Here is a 21,331-nt window from a genome sequence, read left to right on the forward strand (position 1 = left end):
AAATTTTGCAGGCGAGATTTTCATATCTGACGAATCTCAAAGCCCACCGAAGTTAGTTTTTTACTGCATTATCGCCAACAATATTTCTAATTAGTATTGACTGAACTATCCTTGATAGCTCAATCCACTGATTCCAGCTTTCATTGCCAGCACCATTTATCTGATCGTTAGATAAGGTCTTTCCCGATTCCAGAATTAGGTCTGGTAAATTCGCTATTAGCGCTGATAAAAACAAACGATCCTCGTCGTTAATGGAATTCCAAACATTGGTATCCATTACTTTTGGCAACGCGAACCTTAATTCCAACTTTGGCCCTCGCTCTGTGACGCTTTCAGCAAACCAACTTTTCAAAACTGATTGGCAGTCTTGATAAAATTCTAGCCTGGGGTTTTCATGGAAATTCCCGCTATCACCGTGAACAGTGCTTAAAAAGAACTTGAATTCCGGCCAATTATTACCCAAAAGGGAGACATTATTTAGGCAGAATTCCAAGGAACTATAGCCGCCTTCCAGCTTGTCAACTTTGATATCAACTTTGTCAAATCTAAATATAGCCGGATATTCTGACAAAGCTTTTTGCACTTTCTTGAGCCCATCAACCATACCCTTATCTTCGTTATCCGAATGGGATTTTTTCGGCTGATTATACTGGCTCAAAAATCTGATCAATCTTCTTATTAGCTCGCCGACAAACAACCAGTCTGAAGTGCTGAAACTTCGAACAATCGACTGGGAGCTATCCAAAAACTTTCCTTCTTTGATCTCAATGGTTAGCTCCATCAGCTCCCGATGACGGACAGGCCATCGAGTTAAATTTGCTTTGGGCGCCTTTGCCTCATCGCGGCCGATACTGAAACCTACAGTATTACCTTCTAAAAAAGTCCTGACGTGTAGTGAGGGGATGAGCCTTTCCCCAATTAACACATCAGTAAAATGCAAACTCCACTCTTTTTTTTGCCCATTATCATTTTTGTCTAACTCGAAGCCTTCAAATTCCCAATAATCAGGATTCTTTACAAGAAAACGCCTAAAGCGTGTTTTGTAGTAATCTAGTTCTGACTGCAAATATATGTTCTTCTCCAAGCGCTCCTGAACAAAATGCAAGTGGGATGTTATCTCTTTATTTTCGTCAACGGCCAATTCTAGTTCAGACTTCAAGGAGTTTTGAACTATATATGCCTTCGATAACGAAATCCTCGCCTCTTGATCCGCAGCCCTGCAAATTTCAGTCTCTACTAATGAGGCCTCCAACGCCTCTTGCACTTCGTGTAACCTCCTAATGAAATTGTCATTTTCAGTTGGATGCTGCGATCCTTCGCTCTTCATAGAGTTGCAGTCTATGGGCGTATTGAAAAGGTGCTGGTCTGCTTCAGACGCATTTGGCGAGATTAGAGTCTGATTCGGAAAAGCGTTTCCAAAATCTTCCTCAATCGATTTCGTCGTCGCATTATGGAAAAGCGTAATGTTATTGAAAATAGCACTGTTGTCTTTGAGAAAATTTAAAAACTCTTCCTTATCCTTCAGTCCATCGTAGGGCGTGGCTAAACTGTTTTCTGCACAAATTAACTCCAAAGCTTTGACATGGAGAGATAAAACCTCTGGATAGCTGTGCAGATAGTTCTCCAAGAACAAATCCCCCAAGCTTCTCTCATGAGTAACTGGAGGTGAGAACTTGCCTTCTAAAGACAACGGCAAATCCCATTTTGATTTCAGTAAGGTGATAAATGATTTGCTGTCGGAGAAAATACTAATGTCGCTCAAAAAGATAGACGAATTCACATTTTTTATTTTAAATTCAATTAGACTATTAGTCTGATCCACCCATTTCCTAAGAGCCAAATCTAGTTGTTTATTATTATAATTTTTTTGGAATATTAATTCTTTTAAAAAATCTTGAGGTGACGTATATACTAATAAAAAGAGAAGATTATGATCAATGCCTTTCCAAAAGTTCAACAGGAGCGCACTGCCTTCCTCTGCCCAATGCCAAACTGGTTGCTCATAATTTGTCAGGAGTATTTCGAAAGCTTGATGTTCCCACATCTTTCCTACCAAAACAGGATAGCTGAGCTGCTCCTGATCAGGGGAATTTCTCAGTAAAACACTTTCGTGCCATTTTTTTACGGTAACTCTATCCGCTCCTTTAGTAGCAGCAGCCATTTTGGCTCCCACCGACATGAGAATCTTCGAACATTTATCTAAAACTTTTTGTGTACTACCTGTAACACATATTCCATTCATAATTATTTAAATCCACATGAGACTTTTGATGGAAAGTTATTGTTGGGCTCTGAAATTTTTAAGTCGATTTAGACCTGCATATGTGCCCAATGCCCAATCACTATTTAAATTACAGCTATAAAAAGGATCAAATCGATACTTCTCGCCCCATCTAGAGAGGAGCATCCTTTGTTCGCGAATCGCTCGGGATTCCTTATCTCTGGAGGTGTCTTTTCCTCTACTCGCCGACTCCGCATGAATCAACTCGGCGAACGGCGTCCAGAGAATCTTCAGGCCGAGCTCATTGATGCGCAGGCACATGTCCACGTCGTTGAAGGCGACAGGGTGGCGGACCTCGTCCATGCCCTCGATCTGCAGATAGAGATCACGACGCAGGATCAGGCAGGCGGTGGTGCAGGCGCTCTGACGTCGGACAAGGTGATTGAAGCCCAGGTAGCCCGGATCATTGCGCAACCAGTTGTTGCCCGTGTGGGCGGCCAGGCCGTTGATGCCAATGACGACACCGGCGTGCTGGACCATGTCGTTCTTCCACAGCAGCTTGGCGCCCACCGCGCCGACGTCGGGACGTACGGCCAGGCTCAGCATTTCCTTGAGCCAGTCGGGATGCAGGATCTCGATGTCGTTGTTGATGAGCCCTATGTATTCACCCGTGGCGAACTCGACACCGACATTGTTAAGGGTGGCGTAGTTGAAGGGATAGGGGTGCGGCAGGATGCGCACACCACGGGTCTTCAGTTCGTCGAAGTACTCCAGGGTCTGGGGATCGCTGGTCTGGTTGTCGACGATGATGAGTTCCAGGTCCGGATAGTCGGTCTGGGTCAGCAGACCTTCCATGCAGGCATGCAGGAGCTTGTAGGCATCCCGGGTGGGAATGATCAAGCTGACCTTGGGCAGTCGCTCGGGCAATGGCCAGAGGGTGCGTAGCGCACCGGGCAATTTGGACTGGCGGCTCAGACGGGTACCCGGACGCAGTTTGTTCACCAGCCAGGCCAAGCGCTCTAGACGCTGCGGCTTGACGGCATCGCAGGCAGCCGGCGTTGCGGGACTGTTGGCACTGCGATGACTGAGCACCTGGGTCACGCGGGCGACACCCAGGTTGTCTTGCTCGGTGGCTAGGATAAGGGCGGCGAGTACACCTTCGTGATCGCTCGGCAGCTCGGGCGCTGCATTCAGCAGTCGGACGGCGCGCTGGATGATGCCGCGGCCAAACAGGGCACCCGCGGTGAAGAGATCGGCGCCCAGGTAGAGGTCCAGATCCCAGCTCGGCTTGAACCAGGGGTTGCTACGCTGGCCATCCGCTCCGTCCTGATCGCTATCAGCGAAGGCCCAGGCCGCTTGCTTGCCTGCCTCCTTCGGTTGCAGAGCCAGCGCAAGTTGGTCGAGGGCGTGAGGCTGCAGCCGACTATCGAGTGGCTGGAGCAGCACGGCTTCGGCCCCCTCCTCCAGCAGCAACTGCAAGGAGGTAGACACATCAGCGGGATCGGCGAAGACCTGGGTGAAGGGTCGCAGGCGTTGCTGGCTCAGGCTATCCAGGCAAGCCTGCCGCTCGGTTTCACCGGCGTCGCCATGGAGCAGAACGGCGATCCGGCTACCGGTCACGGCTTCTGGGTATTGAGGTGCGCGCTGGTAATGAGCGAACCACTGAGGATAATGACCGAAGCCGGCGCTACGTGGGCAGCGCTGATCGTAATCGCGCGCCAGGCGGATGAGAAGGTCGCGAGGTGCCGGGTCGGCCTGCTCCGGCCAGTGGGCGGCTACCAGTGCGCCGAGCCCCTCGGCGTGGCAACACACGGTGATGGGGCTACCCTGCAAGGGGCGGCCCTGGTCGTCCTCGATATGCACTTCGCGACGCTCGCCGTCCCCGAATTGCCAGGGTAGCTCCAGGCTGTAGCCATGATCGGCGTCAGCGCGATAGATGAGTGCGGGATGGTGCAGGTCGGCCAGGCAACGGGCGACGATCTGATCGCCCAGGCGCGCCCTCACCTCGACATGACGTCCCGGAGTGGTGTCATCCCAGACCCACCCACCCACGGCCAGGCCACCGCCATACCAGACCTGACTGCCCGGTACCTGAGCCTCGGCCTTGCGCGGCTTCTCGCTGGGCAACTCCAGGGGCTCACCGATCCACGGGCCTTCGTTGGCCAACCGCACGGCGATACGCCGAGCCCCGCTGAGCCAGGCCGGCTGCAGCTGGAGAGCGAAGCCGTGAAAGCCGTCACCAACCAGTGGATCGTGCTGATAGGTGTCCGCACGTACCAGGGCAACGAAAGCCCCATCGATGACGACCTCCAGTGCCAGACGCAGATCAGGCTGCGCAGGATCGAAGGCCCAGCCCTCCAGTACATTGCCGTGAAGGCCTTGAATCTGACCTTGCACAGTGACCAGGGCGGGAGCTTGAGAGAGTTCAGTCATGGAGAAACCTGTCGGGAAGGGCGTCGCCTAGCAGGGCATTCAGGGGCGCGGGCAGCAGGCTGAGGGGATGGGCGCCCGCTTCGGTCGCGACCGCACCTGCGGGTGCATAGAGGGGCAAAGCGGTATGCCCGGCAATCTGAGGGGCAAACCAGGCACTGGCTGGTGCGGCCTCGAGACTCAAGGCCAGGGTACAGCCAGCCAGGGCAGGTATCCGAGATCGGGAAACACCAGGAAGCTCGATCAACGGACTGACATTACCGCTGGCGAGCAGGCTCTTTTCCCAGGGCGTGCGCTCGAGAAGCAGGAAGCGGCAGGCCAGGCCCTGCCGCCGGCTCAGGCGAACCAGCTGCAACCAGGCCTGGGCCAGGCGTTGATCGGCCAGGGAATCGGCGATCAGGATATTGCCCAGGCGTTGAGTGGGTGGCTGGTCGAGCGACGCAAAAGGTGCGCCCGCCGCAACAGGAACTTGGGGATTGCTCATCAGCAACGTGGTGGCGAGCGCGGCGAAGGTCAGATGCTGCTCGCCAGCTGCCTCGTGGAAGCCAGCAGCTTCGGAGGAATCACCAGCGACTGGATCGATCAGGCGATAGGGTACCCCGATCCGTGCAGCCAGGGTCTGCAGCAAGGTGGGACAGCGCTCCGGTTGAATGTAGTCCAGAACGCTCGGCCGCAACCGCTGCAGGTCTGCGATCAGCTGCTCCAGGTCTTCAGGTAGACGATAGTCCAGGAGCACCGGCAACCCCTGGCCATGAACCTGAAGGCTGACCTCCAGCGCGGCGTCCGTCTGCCGAAAGGCCAGTACAAAGGCAGGCCCGTCGCCGCCCAGCGCCGTAAGAAGATCCAGTCGATCAGCCGCGATGATGGCTGCGCCAATGTTGACTGTCACCAGCTGTGCGCCGAGCTCAGCCAGTCGCTCGCGCTGCAGGCGCTGGCGGTAGGGCTTGAGCGGATCATGACGATAGAAGCGCTCGAAGGCGCGCTCTGCACCGGGATAACGCAAGCGAAGAATGGCGTTGTTGAAGGCTACCCGCTCGAGCTTTTCCGCGCCGAAGGAAACACCACCACGGTGGGCAACGAAAGCTCGCTGTGCTGCCACGTGCCGCCAACCCTGGGCCTTGGCCCTCAGGCACCAATCGGTTTCTTCGCCATAACCTCGCTTGAGCTGGATCTCGTCAAGCAGGCCGACCTGCTCCAGCGCGCGACGCTTGATATAGAAGCAGAAGCCACAACCCACCTCGATCTCGGGCGGCGCCGACAGATCACTGGCTGCCTGGCGATGCAGGGCACGCTGTTCGTCCAGCGTGGGCATGACGTGGCTCTTGCGGCTTTCCGGGAAGCTGAGCAGCTCGCCGTTATTGCTGAAAGGGGTGGCGGTGGCTACATCGGCTGCGGAGTAGGCTGCCTCGCGGAGCCTGTCCAGCCAGTCATCGCAGACGCGCGCATCAGCGTTCAACCACACCACATCGCGTGCGGGATGCAGCGCCATACCCCGATTCATATTGCGGATGAAGCCCAAGTTGGCCGGGCTGCGATAGAGCTCGATCCTGCCCGCCTCGGCCAGTTCTCGCAGCGCCTGACTCAACTCCGGCTCGGGGCTTTCATCGTCCAGCACCACTACGTTCATCGGGGTCCGGTTGGCGTCCAGGCTATCGAGCACGCCCTGGATACAGGCGAGCGAAGCCTCACGTCCGCGGTAGATGGGAATGAGCACATCCACGAGCGGTTCGATGGACGCTACCGGGGTTTCAACCGGTATGGGCCGCAAGGGCTCGACGGCCGCCAGGGGACTGCCCAGAACCTCACTGCCATCCGCCCAACACAGGCGCACACGTCCGAGGGGAGCAGGCAGACGGATGCGAATGCCACCATGACGCCCGCCATTGACCGCCTTGGCCAGCAAAGGACTGGGCAGGTTGGCGACGATGATCTGTTGGCGATCGCCCAGTTTCAAGGTGAGCTTGACCGGGGTCTGCGGATGCCGGGTATCCAGCGCCCAACCGCGAATTTCCTGGCTGGCCGGATCGAATTCGACGTGTCCCCAGCGCCGTGGCGACAGCTGCTGCAACAGCACGGCCAGTTCGTCGGCGCTATTGACGTAGGGCAGCTGCTCGACCAGCTGCGCGGGTTTGACGCCCGGTAGCGCGATGAGCGCACGCAAACGCAATAGTCGAACTGCAGGGGTATTACGGGCAGGATTGGCCGGGTCGGCGAGAAAATCGTAGGCGGCTTGGGCCTCGCCCTTTTGCAGGAGCACATGAGCGAGCAACGCAGCCGTTTCGCCCTGCCGGGCCAGACTGGTATTGGCTTCGGCCAAGGCCAGGAAAGCCTGATCCAGCACGCCTCTATTGAGCGCCGCAAGACCGGCGGAGACCAACGCTACCGGGCGCTGGTCGGGAATTTGAAGTGCCAGTTCGAGACAATTTTGAGCCTCGCCTGACTGTCCGGCATGGAGCAGAGCCTGATAGTGCTCCATGAGTGTCGATTGGCTCATGGGCATTGGTCTCCGCGAAAAGCCAGGTGGATCAGAGTACTGCCGTTTTAAAAAAAGGACTTCCGGCCCTAGGGCCGGAAGTCCTGTCTCAGGTCAGCGAAACGCTGTTAGACCTGACCGGTGACCACGATGACGCCGGTGTCGTGAGCCTGGGATTCGGCAGAGCCTACGATCCCCACAACTACGTCGGCACGGGTGTGACCGGTTACCAGCTGCTGTGCCCAGAACACCAGACCTTCCGCATCGGCGGTACGGCCCAGGGCGCCTTGGTAGATGTCCTGAATGAACTTGGCATCAGACACATTGCTACCGTGAGCTGCGGTGTATTCAGCAGAGTTGATGAAGTTGTTAGCGATGGTGGACAGGCTGGTACCACCGTTGACTTGCTGGGTGTAGAACTGCGCGCCGCCGGCATCAGCGTCACGACCCAGCACTGCATCAAACATACGCAGGGCGATACCTTCAGCCTGCGAGTTGACGATAGCGAGGCTTTCGTTGCCGGTGACGCTGGCGACGAACTGAACGTTGGTCAGGGTTGCTTGACCGCTGGTGGTGCTGTTCAGCACGACGCTGCCGTTGGATACGGAGACGGTGTAGTTGGCCAGGTTGCCGACGTTGACAACGTCATAGCCCGCGCCGCCATCGATCTTGTCGACGCCGTTACCTGCGTAGATCACATCATTGCCAGCACCGGTGCTGACAGTGTTGTTGCCGCCGTTCAGGACAACGGTGTCATTGCCACCGGCAGTGGTGATCTTGTCATTGCCAGCGCCAGCATCGACGAAGGTATTGACGTTATCGGTGATGGTGATGGTGTCGTTGCCCGAACCGCTCACGACAACGCGAGTGGCATCCGAACCTTCGACGGCAGCAGTCGGGGTGACGGCAGCGGAGTTGCCAATGACGGCAGTCACGTTGGCCGAGGTGTTGAACAGGATAGCCGAGCTGTTGGCGACAACCGAGGGAATGCTCACGGTGACATCAGTACCAGCGGCGCCCAGGTCGCTGAAGAAGGTCACTTTCGGAGCGACGATCTGACCGCTGGCATCGAAGTTGACCGACAGATTGCTACCGGTAGAAGTTGCAACCGGCAGGGTGGCGGTCGTGTTGCTCAGGTTCAGAATGGTCGAAATGGCATCGACAGTGCTGCTGCTCAGAGCGGCGTTGGAGGTCAGGGTGGTGTTCAGAGCAGAAGCGGTAATGGCGGCATCGTATTGCATGAAAAGAATCTCCTGGGTCGCGCGTCAATTTGTGATTTGCGCGGAATGAAGCGGGGCTTGGGTGAGATCTTCCCTGGGAGACTGGTAGCGGGCAGCGTTCATCTCGATGCGGGGGGTGATCGATACATGTAGAGCAACTAGCTTGGCCTGCCCCTGTTGGGCAGTAACTTCCTGGCCGTCCACGAGGTCCTGCGGAGGGCATCCGGCAAAGACCGCCTGGGCGTCCAGAACGTATTCGGCACGGCGCGGCCCGACCAGAGCCATGGCCACCGCGGTGATGGGTGCGCGCTTGCCGCGCGAGCCCGAGAAATTGCCGCTGAGGACAGCGGGTTGCAGGACATCGGCGACCTTGCAGCTATAGGCGACGTCAACGCCCTGAGGCTTGTTGGGCCAGACGATGGCGAACCCCTCAAGACGGGCCTCTTGATCGAGGTTACCCACCCATTCGTCGGCCGTCACATCACCTTGAGCCTGAACATGCCCAATCAGCTTGAGTACCACTGGGCTGCCATGGCGCTCAGCACGAGCAGCAGCTTTAAGAGCCTTATTGGCCACGACCGGAGCCTTGCGCTGCTGTTCGGAGCGAATGATGTCAGCGGAAGTATCGATGCGATCGACACGCAGATCGACCTGGCGCACCGGCAGATCGGCACGCTGGTATTCGGTAATGAGCAGGGTTCCAGCGCCGTTCTTGACCCGCACGATCAGCGTGTCACCGAGACGGGAAAGGGTATTACGGACGACGGTTTCGCCTGGAAAGAAATCGACCGAGCTCTTGCCGATGGGGGCAGGCTGCAGGCTGATGAGGCAAGGCTCCTCGGCAATCTCCTGGGATGCGTATCTCACGATATACATACCGGGCTCGAGGGTGAGCAGCCGAGTCTTGAAGGTGAAGGGTGAATCGTCCATTTGATCCATAATGCCCGTGACCGATTTCCTTAGCAGTCCCGGATAGGTGCATCCGAGCCTTGGTCAAGTGCCAACCATATCACACCTTTTGTGTGACAGCGCCAGCTTCTTGACGAGGTCAGAATAGGCCAATTTCGTTAAATCTCAATGTCAATTCGTATGCCAGCCACTACCGTTCGGTAGAAAAGTTCAATGGCTTTGATAGCAAAAAGCCATAAAAAAGGGTGTGCCGCCCCACAAGTTTGAAATCCCTATCACTAGAACCGGAAACTGCATACTAGACACCTGTGCTAGGGTGCGTTCTTTTGAGCCCAGATCGATCGTGCGCATTCTGCATGTCTTCAAGACCTATCTACCTGACACCCATGGCGGAATAGAACACGTCATTCGCCAGATGTGCCTGGCCACGAGGAGCTTTGGAATCGATCACCGAATCCTGACGCTCAGCAAGCATCCTGCCCCGGAGTGCCTGGAGGTGGATGGCATTCCTGTCCGGCGCGTCAAACAGGATGTCGACCTGGCTTCTACGGGTCTCTCCTTGACCGCTTTTCGAGCCTTCTCCGAGGAAGCCCGCGCTGCCGACCTGGTGCATTTCCATTTCCCCTGGCCTTTCATGGATGTCTTGCAGCTGCTGACGCGACCCGGCAAACCCTATGTGGTGAGCTATCACTCGGACATCGTCAAGCAACGCCATCTGCTCAAGCTGTATACGCCCCTGATGCAACGCTTCCTGGGCAACGCAACCTGCGTCATCGCGGCCACCGAACCCTATCGCCAATCCAGCCCTACCCTGCAGCGTCTGGGCACCAAGGTCCGGGTGATTCCCTATGGCCTCGATCCTGCCAGCTATCCGGAGGCAGATCTGCAGCGGCTTGCGAGCTGGCGCCAGCGCCTCGGACCGCGCTATCTGCTGTTCGTAGGGGTGTTGCGCTATTACAAAGGTCTGCATCTATTGCTCGAAGCGCTTCAGGGGCTGGATTACCCCCTGGCGATCGTGGGTGCCGGCCCGGAAGGCGAGGCGCTGCGTGCGCAGTGCGAGCGGCTGGGCCTCAGAAATTGCCATTTCCTGGGACGTCAGAGCGAAGAAGATCTGGCAGCGCTCTACGCCGGCTGTGAGAGCTTCGTCTTCCCCTCCCATCTACGTTCCGAGGCCTTTGGCATGGCGTTGCTGGAAGCGGCCATGTACGGCAAGCCTATGCTCAGCTGCGAAATCGGCTCGGGCATGAGCGAGATCAATCTCAATGGGCAGACAGGGATCGGCGTGCCACCGGAGCCTGCGGCTTTGCGCGAGGGACTGATGACACTGTGGGAGGATGCCGAGCTACGTTCCCGGTACGGTCAAGCAGCCCGGGCACGCTTCGAGACGCATTTTCGCAGCGAGATCATGGCCAGCAAGCTTATCGAGGTCTATCGCGAGGCCCTGGCCTGAGTGGCAGCCTAGCGACCCTGCAGGGCGAGGCGATACACCTCTAGCGTCCGAGCAGCGCAGGCGCCCCAGGTGTAGTCGCGAGCGCGACGCTCGCCTGCTTCCACGCGCTGGCTAACAGCCAGGGGATCGTCGAGGACTTCCAGCATGGCCTGGGTTATGGCCTTAGAGTCGCGTGGATCGGCCTGCAAGGCCGCATCGCCCACCACTTCCGGCAGCGACGTCGTGTTGGAGCAGATCACGGGACACCGTGCGGCGAAGGCTTCGATGGCTGGCAGTCCGAAGCCTTCGAACAACGACATGAACACTAGGGCCGCCGCACTCTGCAGCAAGGCGATGACTTCATCCTGGGGCAGATACTCCAGCCATTTACCTTCCCCTCTAGCTTCCAGAACACGCAGTTCCTCGACCAGGGTCTCGGCGCGCCAGCCGTTGCGACCAACCACGACCAGGGGATGCCGCTTGCGCAGCGCCTCGGGTAGCTGGGCATGAGCCGCGAGAACAGCCGCAAGATTCTTGCGCGGTTGCAGGGTGCCGACGAAGAGGAAAAAGCCAGGCGCCAGACCATGCTTGCGCAGTACCTCATGGCGCGCAACGTCGGATTGCCGGCTGAAGTAGTGCCCGTCCACGCCGAGTGGCGTGACATGGACCCGCTCTTCCGCAATGCCCAGCAGTCTGACGATGTCTCTCTTGCTGTACTCCGAGATGGTGATGACCTGATCGGCCCAGCCCACGCTCTGGTTGAACAGCCAGTTCTTTAATCTGCGCAGCTTGAGCGTGACCCACTCGGGATGAATCTGCGGAATCAGGTCCATCACGCTGGCCACCATCGCCACATTCTTGAGCCGAGGAATGTGATGATCAGGCGCGTGGAAGATATCGACTTCGTTCGCCAGGTGCTGGTCGACCTGGCGATCAGCACCCAGCAGCGCGTTCTTCAGGACGAACTTGGGGAAGTGCGGTGCCAGGCTGACAGGTACGCCGCAATCCAGAGGCGGGGTGTCTACGCTAAAGGTGTAGGGACGAATCCGGACGTCTGAGCGGCTTGTGAACGCTTGGGACAAGGACTGGGTATAGATGCCGATCCCATCGAGATGCCCCTTGGCTACCCCAGAAGACCAGACCGTGCTGCCCAGTCCGACTTTCAATGCCGTCAACGGACGCTCCTCAAAGACCGGTACAGATCTTCAAGCGTCCGCTCCAGCGAGATCAGCTCCCTGGCCCCCACGATCTTGCGCAGGTATGCGTCACTGCCACGGAGCGTCGGAATCTCGTTAGCCCGAACGAAAGCCGGGTTGACCCGGACCTCTATCGAGTAACCGGCGATACGCTCCATCATCTCGATTATGGCGCGTAGCGCCGTTGCCCTGCCCGAGCAGACGTTGATGGGACTGGAGCGATGGTCGCTGTCTAGCAGCCCCAGGTAAGCCTGCGCAAGGTCACGAACATCGGAGAAGTCCCGACTCACGTCCAGGTTACCCAGCTCGATCACGCGTTCGCTGCGGGCAAAATGGCCAACGATCTTGGGGATAAGAAAGCGCTCGTCCTGGCCTGGCCCGGTGTAGTTGAATGGCCGAGTGACGACGATGGGCAGACGGTCGTACCAGGTAGCGACCATATGCTCCATGGCCAGCTTGCTACAGGCGTAGTGATTGACCGGCGCCGGACAGACCGACTCATCGATCACTTCGATGCCCGGAGTTCCATAGACGTTGGCGCTGCTGGCGATCAGCACCCGCTGAGGTTGACGCTCGAGAGTGCCCAGCGCCTCGAGCAAATTCAGGGTGCCGAACAGGTTCACCCGATAGAAGGCTTCCTGGTCGGCATGCCCGACAAAGGCCAGCGCCGCCAGATGGATGACCCAGTCCGGTTGCACCTGAGCTACGGCAGCGACGACCGCTGCCTTGTCGGTGAGATCGCATGCCAGGGTGACATCCGCATCGGTAGTACCACTACCGAATCCGACTACCTTGAATCCCCGCGCCTTGAGCGCCTGGATCAGATAGCGTCCTGTAAAGCCCGATGCGCCTGTAACCAGAGCGGTTGGCATGCCTATCCCCTTAGTTAGAACGAGAAGCCTTGTTCGTTGCGACGCAGGTCAGCCTCGACCATCATCTGGCAGAGCTGCTCCAGGGTGGTCTTGGGCTCCCAACCCAGCTCGCGCTTGGCCTTCTCGGGATCGCCGATCAGCAGATCCACTTCAGCGGGACGGTGGAATTTCGGATTCACGGCCACGACCTTCTTGCCGCTACGGGTGCAGTAGCCTTCTTCCTTGTCAGCTTCGCCCTTCCACTCCAGCTGGATATCTACGGCCTTGGCCGCCAGGCTGACGAAGTCACGCACGGTCTCGGTGCGGTTGGTGGCCAGTACATAGGTGTCCGGCTTGTCGGCCTGCAGCATGCGCCACATGCCCTCGACATACTCCTTGGCGAAGCCCCAGTCGCGCTTGGCGTCGAGGTTGCCCAGCTCCAGTACGTCCAGCTTGCCCAGCTTGATCTTGGCGATGCTGTCGGTGATCTTGCGGGTCACGAACTCGCGACCGCGCAGCGGGGATTCGTGGTTGAAGAGAATGCCGCTGGTGCCGAAGATGCCGTAGGACTCGCGGTAGTTGATGGTCATCCAGTGGGCATAGAGCTTGGCCACGCCGTAGGGGCTGCGCGGATAGAAAGGCGTGCTCTCGATCTGCGGAATCGCCTGGACCTTACCGAACATCTCCGAAGTGGATGCCTGATAGAAGCGGATCTTCGGATTGACGATGCGGATGGCTTCGAGCAGGTTCACCGGACCGACGCCGGTGATTTCAGCGGTGGTTACCGGCTGGTCGAAGGAAACACCCACGAAGCTCTGGGCAGCGAGGTTGTACACCTCGGTCGCCTCGGTGGTCTGCAGCAGACGGATGCTAGCGGACAGATCGGTCAGGTCGTACTCGACCAGGTGCAGATTAGGATGGCCGGCGACACCCACTTCTTCGATGCGCCAGAAGTTGACCGAGCTGGTACGGCGATAGGTACCGTAGACGGTATAGCCTTTCTCCAGCAGCAGTTGGGCCAGGTAGGCGCCGTCCTGACCCGTGATTCCGGTGATGATAGCTTTCATGAGGTTCTTCGTTCTCCGTTGGACCCTTGGGCTGCACTGCCAGCCGCCGGACCGTGATTATGTCGCACGGCTTTCCGTAGACATGTCGATGATGAGTTCTTGGGTAGTACGCGCGCTTTCCGCCCAGGTCAGCCAAGGCATGGTGCGGGAGTCCGGATGCGTGCCTGCACGATAAAGCGCAAGCCAAGCCTGAATGTCAGCAGCCAAACCGGGGCCGTCTGCGACAGCAAAATAGTAGGCACTGTCCTTGGCGACCTCGCGAAAAACCGGGATATCACGGGCAAGCACTGGCAGACCCTTCTGCGCGGCCTCAATCAGTGGCAGACCAAAGCCTTCCTCGTAAGAGGCGGCGATCAGACACACACTGACGCCATAGAGGCGCTCCAGGTACTCGTCGCTGATCCCTTGTAGCCAGAACAGACGCTGATTTGCTTGAGGATGGTCTGTCAGCCGTGCTACGACATCTTCCACCAACCATCCCTGCTTGCCGACGATAACCAGGTTGACCTTCTCACCTTGCTGCCAGAGCTGCTCGAAGGCATCCAGTACGTGCCGGTGACCTTTACGCGGCTCAATGGTACCAACCATCAGGAAGCTGGGACTATCCGTCAGCTGGTTCAGCACAGCATTAGCCTCATCCGGTAGACCGATGGTGGGCAACGACGCCTCGATGTCGGCGCCGATATGCGATACCCGAAGCGCGAAGGCTGCGTTTGGACGACGCTGCTGCACGAGCATTCGAACTGCATCAGCCGTCGCCTGCGAAATACAGACAGCACCATCAGCCTGTATGACCGTCGAGAACCAGCGATCAAACAATGGCTGAGCGCCTTCCGGAAAGTACTGTGGGTGTAGAACGGGAATGAGGTCGTAGATCAGGAAATAGGTCCTGACTCCCATCAATTTCATTTGTCTGAGCTGGTCGGCCTGTTCAGCCACCACAGCGGGCTGCAGATCCAATGCAAAGAAAATGTCACCAGCCCGGAAGGTGATGGGCTCGTCTTGCAGGACTGGTTGACCACCGAGGAATTCCAGTGCGAATCGCCGCGCATAGCGATAGCCTGCGGTACCGGCGACCGCGTAAACGGGTTCGATGCGATAGCCTTCAACTGGCTTTTCCAACCATTCGCGGAGCACGCTGCGTACGACACGCTGGATACCGCTGCGGGCATCGCGCTGCACCAACTCTGAGACATCCACCAGGATCTGCCGCTGATGACAGGGCGGCGGCAGGGAAAGATCCAGTGCTCGGGCGAGCTGGCGATAGCTGGCGCCTTCTACCTGCTCAGCCCCAGCGGCCATGATGCGGCGAACCAACGCCGGCGCACCGATACTCGCCTTGTCGTAAAAGGCCTCGATTGCCTTGTGATACTGCTCAGCACATAGGCGCGGCGCATGCTGGGTAAGGATAGTAGAGCGAGCACGCTTACCGAGCTCATGCCGCAATCCGGCATCACGGTGCAGCTGCTCCAAGGCACGTACCAGGTCAACGTTGGCGAACTGATCGTCCAGCATCAGAACACTACCCGCCGGTAAGTCCGCCATGCTGCCATTGGCATTCACAATGGTGGGCAAACCATACTTCATGCAGTCCAGCACCGCAGCTGACGTCTCGCCTCGTGACCGAGTGCGTAGCTGAACACCGACGTCGGCGATAGCTAGATAATCACCAAACGCCTCGGCGTCGGTCCAGCCTGTGATACGGATATGACGCTTGCGACCACTGGCAGCAATCTCACGCTGGATTTTTTCGCCATAGATGCCTTGGTCATTTTCACCCACAAAAATCAGAACGTTGTTGTCGTCTTGGGCAAGGGGCGATTGTAGCCAGGCGCTCAGCAGGCGGTCGTTCATCTTGCTGGGGCCAAGCAAACCAAAGCTGCAAACCACGAAGTCGCTGCTTTTAAGCCCCAGTTTCTTGCGGATCAGCGCCCGGTCCTGTTTCAGCTGCAGATCGGGCACACGTAGGAGTGGAATGCAGGTCCAGTCCTGCGCAACGGTACTGCCGTACCAGGCATCGGCCATTCGTTGGGAGCTCTGTGAATGGACGATCACGCCTTCGGCGTTGGCGATCACAGGATAGTTGCAGGGGTACTTCCAAACGATGTCAGCCGTATCTTCAGCCTGCAGACGCTCGATGACAGCGGCGTAGCCATGGCTTTCATAAAGCGCGTTTACCCAGACGCCTTGCTGCAAGCCATGGCACTCCAGATGCGCAAGAATGCCGGAAAGAAAGAAGTCATGGAGCACCACTGTGCCCGGTATTTCTTCCAGCAGCGCAAACATGTGCTCATGAAATACAGAGTTGCCAAAATGATAGAGGACGCGATCGTAGCGGTCTGCATTGCGTCTAAACCAGGAGACATCGCGCACGGCACAATTACCGGCGATACAAGCTGACGTCACTTCATCCTGTGCGGCGATCACCTCCACTTCATAGTAACGACACAGTTCGGGCAGCAGCTCGGCACTATAGTCGCTGATACCGCTACGAAGCGGCGGCAAGGGCGAAACGTAGGCTAGTCGAGGGCGCGTCTTTGGCTGGCTGGGTTTGCCCTGCGCCACCAGTGCGTGTAAAGCAGTTAGCGTCTGTTCGGCACAATGCTGCCAGGAGAAGCGACGCGACTGCTGGCGAGCATGAGTTTGCAATTGCGCCCGAAATACATCATCAGTCAGAACTTGGTCTAACTTGTCGGCGAGGGCTTCGTCGCTACGCGGATCGAACAAAGCGGCCTCGTTACCGATGACCTCTGGCAGGCTTGAACTGTTTGAAGCGATTACCGCCCGACCACAACTCATTGCCTCTAGGGCGGGCAGCCCAAAACCTTCGTGCCAAGACGGAAAAACGAATACCTTGCAGCTGTTATAGAGCCGCAACAGGTCGTCTTCAGAAACGAAGCTGGTAAAGACGACCTCATGGGGCTTGAGTCCCTGGCTACGGACTAATGCCTCAAGGCGCTCACGCTCCGCGGGTTGAACAGAACAGACAATCGCAAGCTGAAGGGACTGACGCAACTTCGGTGACAGCAGACTATAGCCACGGATCAGACCTTCGATGTTCTTACGGTGATCAATGCCGCCGGTATAGAGCACGAAGTCACCGGTCAGCCCGATTCGAGCCTGCAACTCAGCGCGTTCCTGCTCGGGTATCACCCTCTCCTGGAAGTGGCTATCGGCGGCCGTAGAGATCGTCACGATACGCTCGGCAGGCAGCCCCAAGTAAGTTTGGGCTTCGTTGCCAGAAGAGTGGGAAATGGCCAGCAACAGGTCAGCCCGGCGCAGGTGTCCGAGCTTGTTCTCATACCACCTGTCCACCGCCCACTCTTTCAGGTAAAGATCGCGGTAGATGATCGGAATGAGATCGTAGAGGACCATCGCGGTGGGAACCCTTTGCGATAGTCGGCCGATGCTGGTTACCGCCTCGTCCACCAGACCTTCGAACAAGCTGCAGACCAAAACAACGCTGGGATTGAGATTGGCGATGAAAGCCTCTCGCAGCAGCTCGGCCGCTTCTCGATCCCAGGAATTCGCCGAACCGAGCTGACGCGTTTGAGGCGGACAGCTCCAGACCTTGATCTGCTCCGGTAGGAGCAGGCCAGCGAATTCGGCGCGCAGGGGTTCGATGGTGTCTGGAAAAGCGTCCGACAGGACGATAAGTACCTCGGCTTCTCCACGCTGGGCCACGATGGCCTTGGCCAGAGACAACGAGTAGCGACCTATTCCCCGTTTGCGATTTTCAGCCTGCGCACCCTGCAGATCAATAACGATGCGCATCAGGGACGATTCTCCATATCCTGTTTAACGAAAGCGGCGTAGAGCTTCTTCGAGCGCGCTGACAGTTCTGCGGCATCAATCGGCATGCTCTGATGCGGCGCGGTGGCGGCGCGTTCTACTACAACAGCCTGCCGATCCTCACGCATCCGCTTAGCGAGGCCTGGATAACGAGCAACAAGAATATTCAACCGCCGTACGAACCACGGATATTTGAGCAGCGGCCGGATACCGAGTTTGAGGACCCGTCGTGCCAGAGCTACTGGATTAGGCCGAGCGCCTCGGCGCCCTTGCCCTACGCGCGACGCAACCGCTCGAAGAGGTGCGGTCAGTCGCCAGGACGTGCTGCTCAGCAAAGCGCTGTTCTGCCCTTGCAGCGTATCGGCCTGAGTGTGCCAGTAGTGAGCACTTTGATGAGCAGCCTGTAGCTCGTGTCGTAGGGATTCCAGCTCGCGGTGCACTTGCTGCCGGGCGTCCTCAGCGTGTTGCCGCTGTTCATCCGCTTGCCGCCGTGCGCTTTGCACGGCCTCGAGCTCACGACTGAGCAAGGCCACCGGCTCCGCAAAGATGCTCGACCAACGACTGGCGTCATGCAACTGCTGACTCAGGGCGTGGATCTCGCTACGTACGGCCTGCAGCTCAGTTCGGCTTTCCCAAAAGCGATGTTGAAGTTGCTGCTCGTAGCGCTGTGCCAACGTCCCTAGGGAAACCCCAAAATCCTTATCGAAAGCCGACGTCAAGACGTCATAGCGGTCATTGTCAGCGTGCTTCTGCGCCACCACCGCATAGTCAGGGCTGGATCCACCCAGGACATCCAGCAACTGCAGTTGGTCCGTCTCTCTCACTTGAGGAGCTTCCTGCAAGCGCAGGATTTTCTGGCGAGCGAAGCCACTGTATTCGACAAGAAACTCGAGCAATTGATGAGGAAGCGGTCGCTCGTGGGTAGGGTCGAGATAGAAGCTGTTGGTCCCCACTACCAGATTTTCCGCATTCGGCGTCTCAAGAATCAGCAGCCCTCCAGGCTTGAGGGCGCGCAGCGCTTCGCTTACCACACCTTGAAGCACCGAGAACGGTATGTGCTCGACGATGTGGAAACCAGAAATAAGGATCTGACTCTCTGCCGGCAGCGCTTGCAATGCACTCAAGGCATCGCCCTGAACCGCTGGCAGTCCTCTGTCGCGACAGGCCTGGAGCATACCGTCGTCGAGGTCGACCCCCTGGGCCTGGAAGCCCTGTTCGATCAGCAGTTCAAGCCACTCGCCACGACCACAGCCAATGTCGAGTGCCGGACAGGCTTCATCGGCTTCCTTAAGCGCCTGCAGAAAGGGTTCATATACGCGAAGGCGTTGCTTGATCAGCGCACGAGAGCCGCGATGTCGATCTTCGAAAGCACGGTAAAAATTTCCGCTCATCGCACGAGCTCCACTTCAGGTGGCATCCAGGTCAGCCCGACGAATTCCTCGCGGTCCATATTGACGACGTTGAACACCGCGGCCAAATCGCGCCACTCGTAGTTTTGCGCCAGATGGGTATCGGCCGTATGGAGGGCAACGGCAATCGAATAGGAGCCAACCCCGAGATTCATTGCAAAGGTGAAGCGATACTCGATCTCGGTATCCGCTTCGAGCGCTTCGAGTTTGCAGCCCAGGTGATGGGTATTGGTGCCATAGACGGATTGCCCGAGACGATCCTTGATCATGTAGCCCACCACCAACTCGGGGAGAGCTACCGAGACCCCTACCTTGATGCGCAATGAAGCGATCTCGCCCACCCGGATGAATTCCGCCGGCTGCTCGGCGGAATTGAATACCTCGACTGCAAGGATGCTAGCCTCGCCACTGCCAGAGCGCGTCTGTACCCGGCCATTGTCGAGGTGTTGCACGGTGACGCTGGTACCTTCCTTTTCGGCAATCAGCGCGTTATAGAAATCCATTACTTCTTCAGGATTCCCATCCTTGATGATGGTCCCCTTGTCGAGCAAAACAGCACGGCTGCATAGAGCCTGAATCGCACTACGATCGTGAGAGACAATCAGCAGTGTGGTGCCTTGTTGCTGAAATTCGCGGATGCGGTCGAAACTCTTGTGCTGGAAATAGCCGTCGCCGACTGACAAGGCCTCGTCGATGATGAGGATTTCCGGCCTAAAGGCAGTGGCCACGGCAAAGGCCACTCGCATCTGCATACCGCTCGAATAGGTACGGACGGGCTCATCGAAATAGGATCCAATTTCGGCAAAGTTATCAATCCAGTCGATAACTGAATCAATCTGCTCCTTGCTGAATCCCATTAGGCCGGCCGCATGGTAGGCGTTCTGCCGGCCCGTCAGCTCGGGGTTGAAGCCCATACCCAGTTCGAGAATGGCCGCAATTCGCCCACGACATGTCACCGTCCCCTCACTGGGTTGAAGCGTACCGGTAATCATCTTTAGCAGCGTGGACTTGCCGGCACCGTTCTGTCCGACGATTCCGATAGCCTCACCAGGCTCTATCGAGAAATTGATGTGCCGAATGATCCACTTCTCGGCACTTGGCTTGATTGGAAGGTAGAGCCAGCGCGCGAAGCGGAGCCACTCAGAGCGGTAGGAACGATAGGATTTTCCGAGGCCGGAAACATTGAGCAAGCTCATAGTACATCCGCCATTTCCGGCGCCGCGCGACGAAACATCAGTAGACCGAGCAGAAGGAGGCCGCAAGCGATCAGGCAGGAGGGATATATCTGGAGGAAATCGGGTGCACGCGCGTAAACCAATACGTCATGATAACCCGTGATGATAGGAAACAAGGGATTGTTACCCATGAAGCCCTTGAGATATTCAGGGATTATGTTGGCGGGATAGACGATCGGGGTGAACCAGAACCATACCTGGAGCACGATGGGCACGACCTGGCCGACATCACGTACGAACACGTTGAGCACACCAAGAATCAGACCAATTCCGACAGCAAGCGCCAAGATGGCAAGGGTCAGTGGTATGAGCCACAACATGAGCAGATCAGGAAATTTGCCGAAAAAAGCGAACACCACCAGCAACGCACCGAAGAGCAGTACGTAGTTGAGCAGGCTTGATCCCATCACGATCACAGGCAGAGTGATCCGAGGAAAACTCATCTTCTTCAGCAGGTTGCCTTGATCGACAAACAGGCTCAGGCAGCGGTTGATGACTTCAGAGAAAAGACTCCAACCTAACATGCCGGCCATCAGGTAGAGCGCATAGGCGTAGCTGTTGTTCAGCCCAGGCAGTTTGGTTGCCAAGACGTTGGAAAGGATCAGTGCATAGATGGCAACCTGAGCCAGCGGATTGATGATCATCCACAGCCCACCTAGGCGACTACGGGCGAAGCGTGTCGAGAACTCGTTGCGAATGGAGGAGAGAACGAATCCCCGGTATCTCCACAGGCTCAACAACATCGATAGCATGGTCTTCCCTTCGAATTACAGAGCGCAGCGCCGATCACACTACGGCATAACGTGTCGGCAGGACTCTCGTGAGCCGCTGCTCCCTACCTTCTCTGAGCCAGAGGTCTGCTGTGCTGGTCGCGGCAGCAGGTGCCCATTGGTACAGAGAATCCAACGCGGACCTATAAGAAGGTGGCGCAGTGCCATGAAACCGTCTGGCCCAGTAGGAGTTTTAGCGCGCCGTATGTTAACCCAGCGCTGGGGCCAAGGGGCCCAAACACCGCGGTTTCAAAATCCAGCGACCTCTGACTATCGCGTTTTGCGAAGGGTTTCAGCTTAAGTAGCTTTTTTCTGCGTCGTCCCAGCCC

13 protein-coding genes are annotated in these 21,331 nt (G+C 57.3%); 1 reads left to right on the forward strand and 12 read right to left on the reverse strand.

What is annotated here, in order from left to right:
- Positions 1-52: 52 nt before the first annotated feature.
- The 5 genes from ACUCV0_RS11425 to ACUCV0_RS11445 form a co-directional block, all read right to left on the reverse strand.
- Positions 53-2,161 carry a hypothetical protein gene (locus ACUCV0_RS11425; RefSeq protein WP_482212723.1) on the reverse strand — a complete coding sequence of 703 codons (2,109 nt, stop codon included), beginning with the start codon at positions 2,159-2,161 and terminating at the stop codon, positions 53-55.
- Positions 2,162-2,278: 117 nt separating this feature from the next.
- The gene (locus ACUCV0_RS11430; RefSeq protein WP_482212724.1) at positions 2,279-4,654 is read right to left on the reverse strand and encodes a glycosyltransferase family 2 protein; all 2,376 of its coding nucleotides are present in this window, start codon (positions 4,652-4,654) and stop codon (positions 2,279-2,281) included.
- A complete protein-coding gene (locus ACUCV0_RS11435; protein ID WP_482212725.1) occupies positions 4,647-7,145 on the reverse strand; it encodes a glycosyltransferase family 2 protein in 2,499 nt (832 codons plus the stop codon). The genes ACUCV0_RS11430 and ACUCV0_RS11435 overlap by 8 nt, the downstream gene beginning before the upstream one ends.
- Before the next feature lie 107 nt (positions 7,146-7,252).
- Positions 7,253-8,365, reverse strand: coding sequence for a DUF4214 domain-containing protein (locus tag ACUCV0_RS11440; RefSeq protein WP_482212726.1), 1,113 nt, complete (start codon positions 8,363-8,365; stop codon positions 7,253-7,255).
- Positions 8,366-8,389: 24 nt separating this feature from the next.
- Positions 8,390-9,274 (reverse strand): cell wall-binding repeat 2 family protein, encoded by an 885-nt coding sequence (locus ACUCV0_RS11445; protein WP_482212727.1) that lies wholly within the window; start codon positions 9,272-9,274, stop codon positions 8,390-8,392.
- A gap of 322 nt (positions 9,275-9,596) precedes the next feature.
- Here ACUCV0_RS11445 and ACUCV0_RS11450 point away from each other — a divergent pair, with 322 nt between their 5' ends.
- Complete coding sequence (locus ACUCV0_RS11450) at positions 9,597-10,703, forward strand: glycosyltransferase (RefSeq protein ID WP_482212728.1); 1,107 nt, start codon at positions 9,597-9,599, stop codon at positions 10,701-10,703.
- 8 nt (positions 10,704-10,711) lie between these two features.
- Here the strand turns inward: ACUCV0_RS11450 and ACUCV0_RS11455 are convergent, their stop codons facing one another.
- The 7 genes from ACUCV0_RS11455 to ACUCV0_RS11485 are packed head-to-tail and all read right to left on the reverse strand — an operon-like array spanning position 10,712 to position 20,984.
- Entirely contained in the window at positions 10,712-11,848 is a 1,137-nt protein-coding gene (locus tag ACUCV0_RS11455) for a glycosyltransferase family 4 protein (protein ID WP_482212973.1), read from the reverse strand.
- Positions 11,849-11,853: 5 nt separating this feature from the next.
- Positions 11,854-12,750 (reverse strand): NAD-dependent epimerase/dehydratase family protein, encoded by an 897-nt coding sequence (locus ACUCV0_RS11460; protein WP_482212729.1) that lies wholly within the window; start codon positions 12,748-12,750, stop codon positions 11,854-11,856.
- Between the two features lie 14 nt (positions 12,751-12,764).
- Positions 12,765-13,796 (reverse strand): GDP-mannose 4,6-dehydratase, encoded by a 1,032-nt coding sequence (gmd, locus tag ACUCV0_RS11465; protein WP_132832635.1) that lies wholly within the window; start codon positions 13,794-13,796, stop codon positions 12,765-12,767.
- Between the two features lie 57 nt (positions 13,797-13,853).
- Positions 13,854-17,570, reverse strand: coding sequence for a glycosyltransferase (locus ACUCV0_RS11470; protein WP_482212730.1), 3,717 nt, complete (start codon positions 17,568-17,570; stop codon positions 13,854-13,856).
- A complete protein-coding gene (locus ACUCV0_RS11475) occupies positions 17,570-18,979 on the reverse strand; it encodes a class I SAM-dependent methyltransferase (RefSeq protein WP_482212731.1) in 1,410 nt (469 codons plus the stop codon). Before ACUCV0_RS11475 ends, ACUCV0_RS11470 begins: the two co-directional genes overlap by 1 nt.
- Positions 18,976-20,193, reverse strand: a complete 1,218-nt coding sequence (locus tag ACUCV0_RS11480; protein ID WP_482212732.1) for an ABC transporter ATP-binding protein — start codon at positions 20,191-20,193, stop codon at positions 18,976-18,978. The genes ACUCV0_RS11475 and ACUCV0_RS11480 overlap by 4 nt, the downstream gene beginning before the upstream one ends.
- A complete protein-coding gene (locus ACUCV0_RS11485; RefSeq protein WP_482212733.1) occupies positions 20,190-20,984 on the reverse strand; it encodes an ABC transporter permease in 795 nt (264 codons plus the stop codon). Before ACUCV0_RS11485 ends, ACUCV0_RS11480 begins: the two co-directional genes overlap by 4 nt.
- Between the last annotated feature and the right edge of the window lie 347 nt (positions 20,985-21,331).

The sequence above is a fragment of the Pseudomonas sp. VMV1 genome, from assembly GCF_056790235.1.

Excerpts from the sequence above, each read along its gene's own strand:
- ACUCV0_RS11425 (WP_482212723.1), bottom strand. The coding sequence starts at position 2,161 with ATGGCTGCTGCTACTAAAGGAGCGGATAGAGTTACCGTAAAAAAATGG.
- ACUCV0_RS11430 (WP_482212724.1), bottom strand. The coding sequence starts at position 4,654 with ATGACTGAACTCTCTCAAGCTCCCGCCCTGGTCACTGTGCAAGGTCAG.
- ACUCV0_RS11435 (WP_482212725.1), bottom strand. The coding sequence starts at position 7,145 with ATGAGCCAATCGACACTCATGGAGCACTATCAGGCTCTGCTCCATGCC.
- ACUCV0_RS11440 (WP_482212726.1), bottom strand. The coding sequence starts at position 8,365 with ATGCAATACGATGCCGCCATTACCGCTTCTGCTCTGAACACCACCCTG.
- ACUCV0_RS11445 (WP_482212727.1), bottom strand. The coding sequence starts at position 9,274 with ATGGACGATTCACCCTTCACCTTCAAGACTCGGCTGCTCACCCTCGAG.
- ACUCV0_RS11460 (WP_482212729.1), bottom strand. The coding sequence starts at position 12,750 with ATGCCAACCGCTCTGGTTACAGGCGCATCGGGCTTTACAGGACGCTAT.
- gmd (WP_132832635.1), bottom strand. The coding sequence starts at position 13,796 with ATGAAAGCTATCATCACCGGAATCACGGGTCAGGACGGCGCCTACCTG.
- ACUCV0_RS11470 (WP_482212730.1), bottom strand. The coding sequence starts at position 17,570 with ATGCGCATCGTTATTGATCTGCAGGGTGCGCAGGCTGAAAATCGCAAA.
- ACUCV0_RS11475 (WP_482212731.1), bottom strand. The coding sequence starts at position 18,979 with ATGAGCGGAAATTTTTACCGTGCTTTCGAAGATCGACATCGCGGCTCT.
- ACUCV0_RS11480 (WP_482212732.1), bottom strand. The coding sequence starts at position 20,193 with ATGAGCTTGCTCAATGTTTCCGGCCTCGGAAAATCCTATCGTTCCTAC.
- ACUCV0_RS11485 (WP_482212733.1), bottom strand. The coding sequence starts at position 20,984 with ATGCTATCGATGTTGTTGAGCCTGTGGAGATACCGGGGATTCGTTCTC.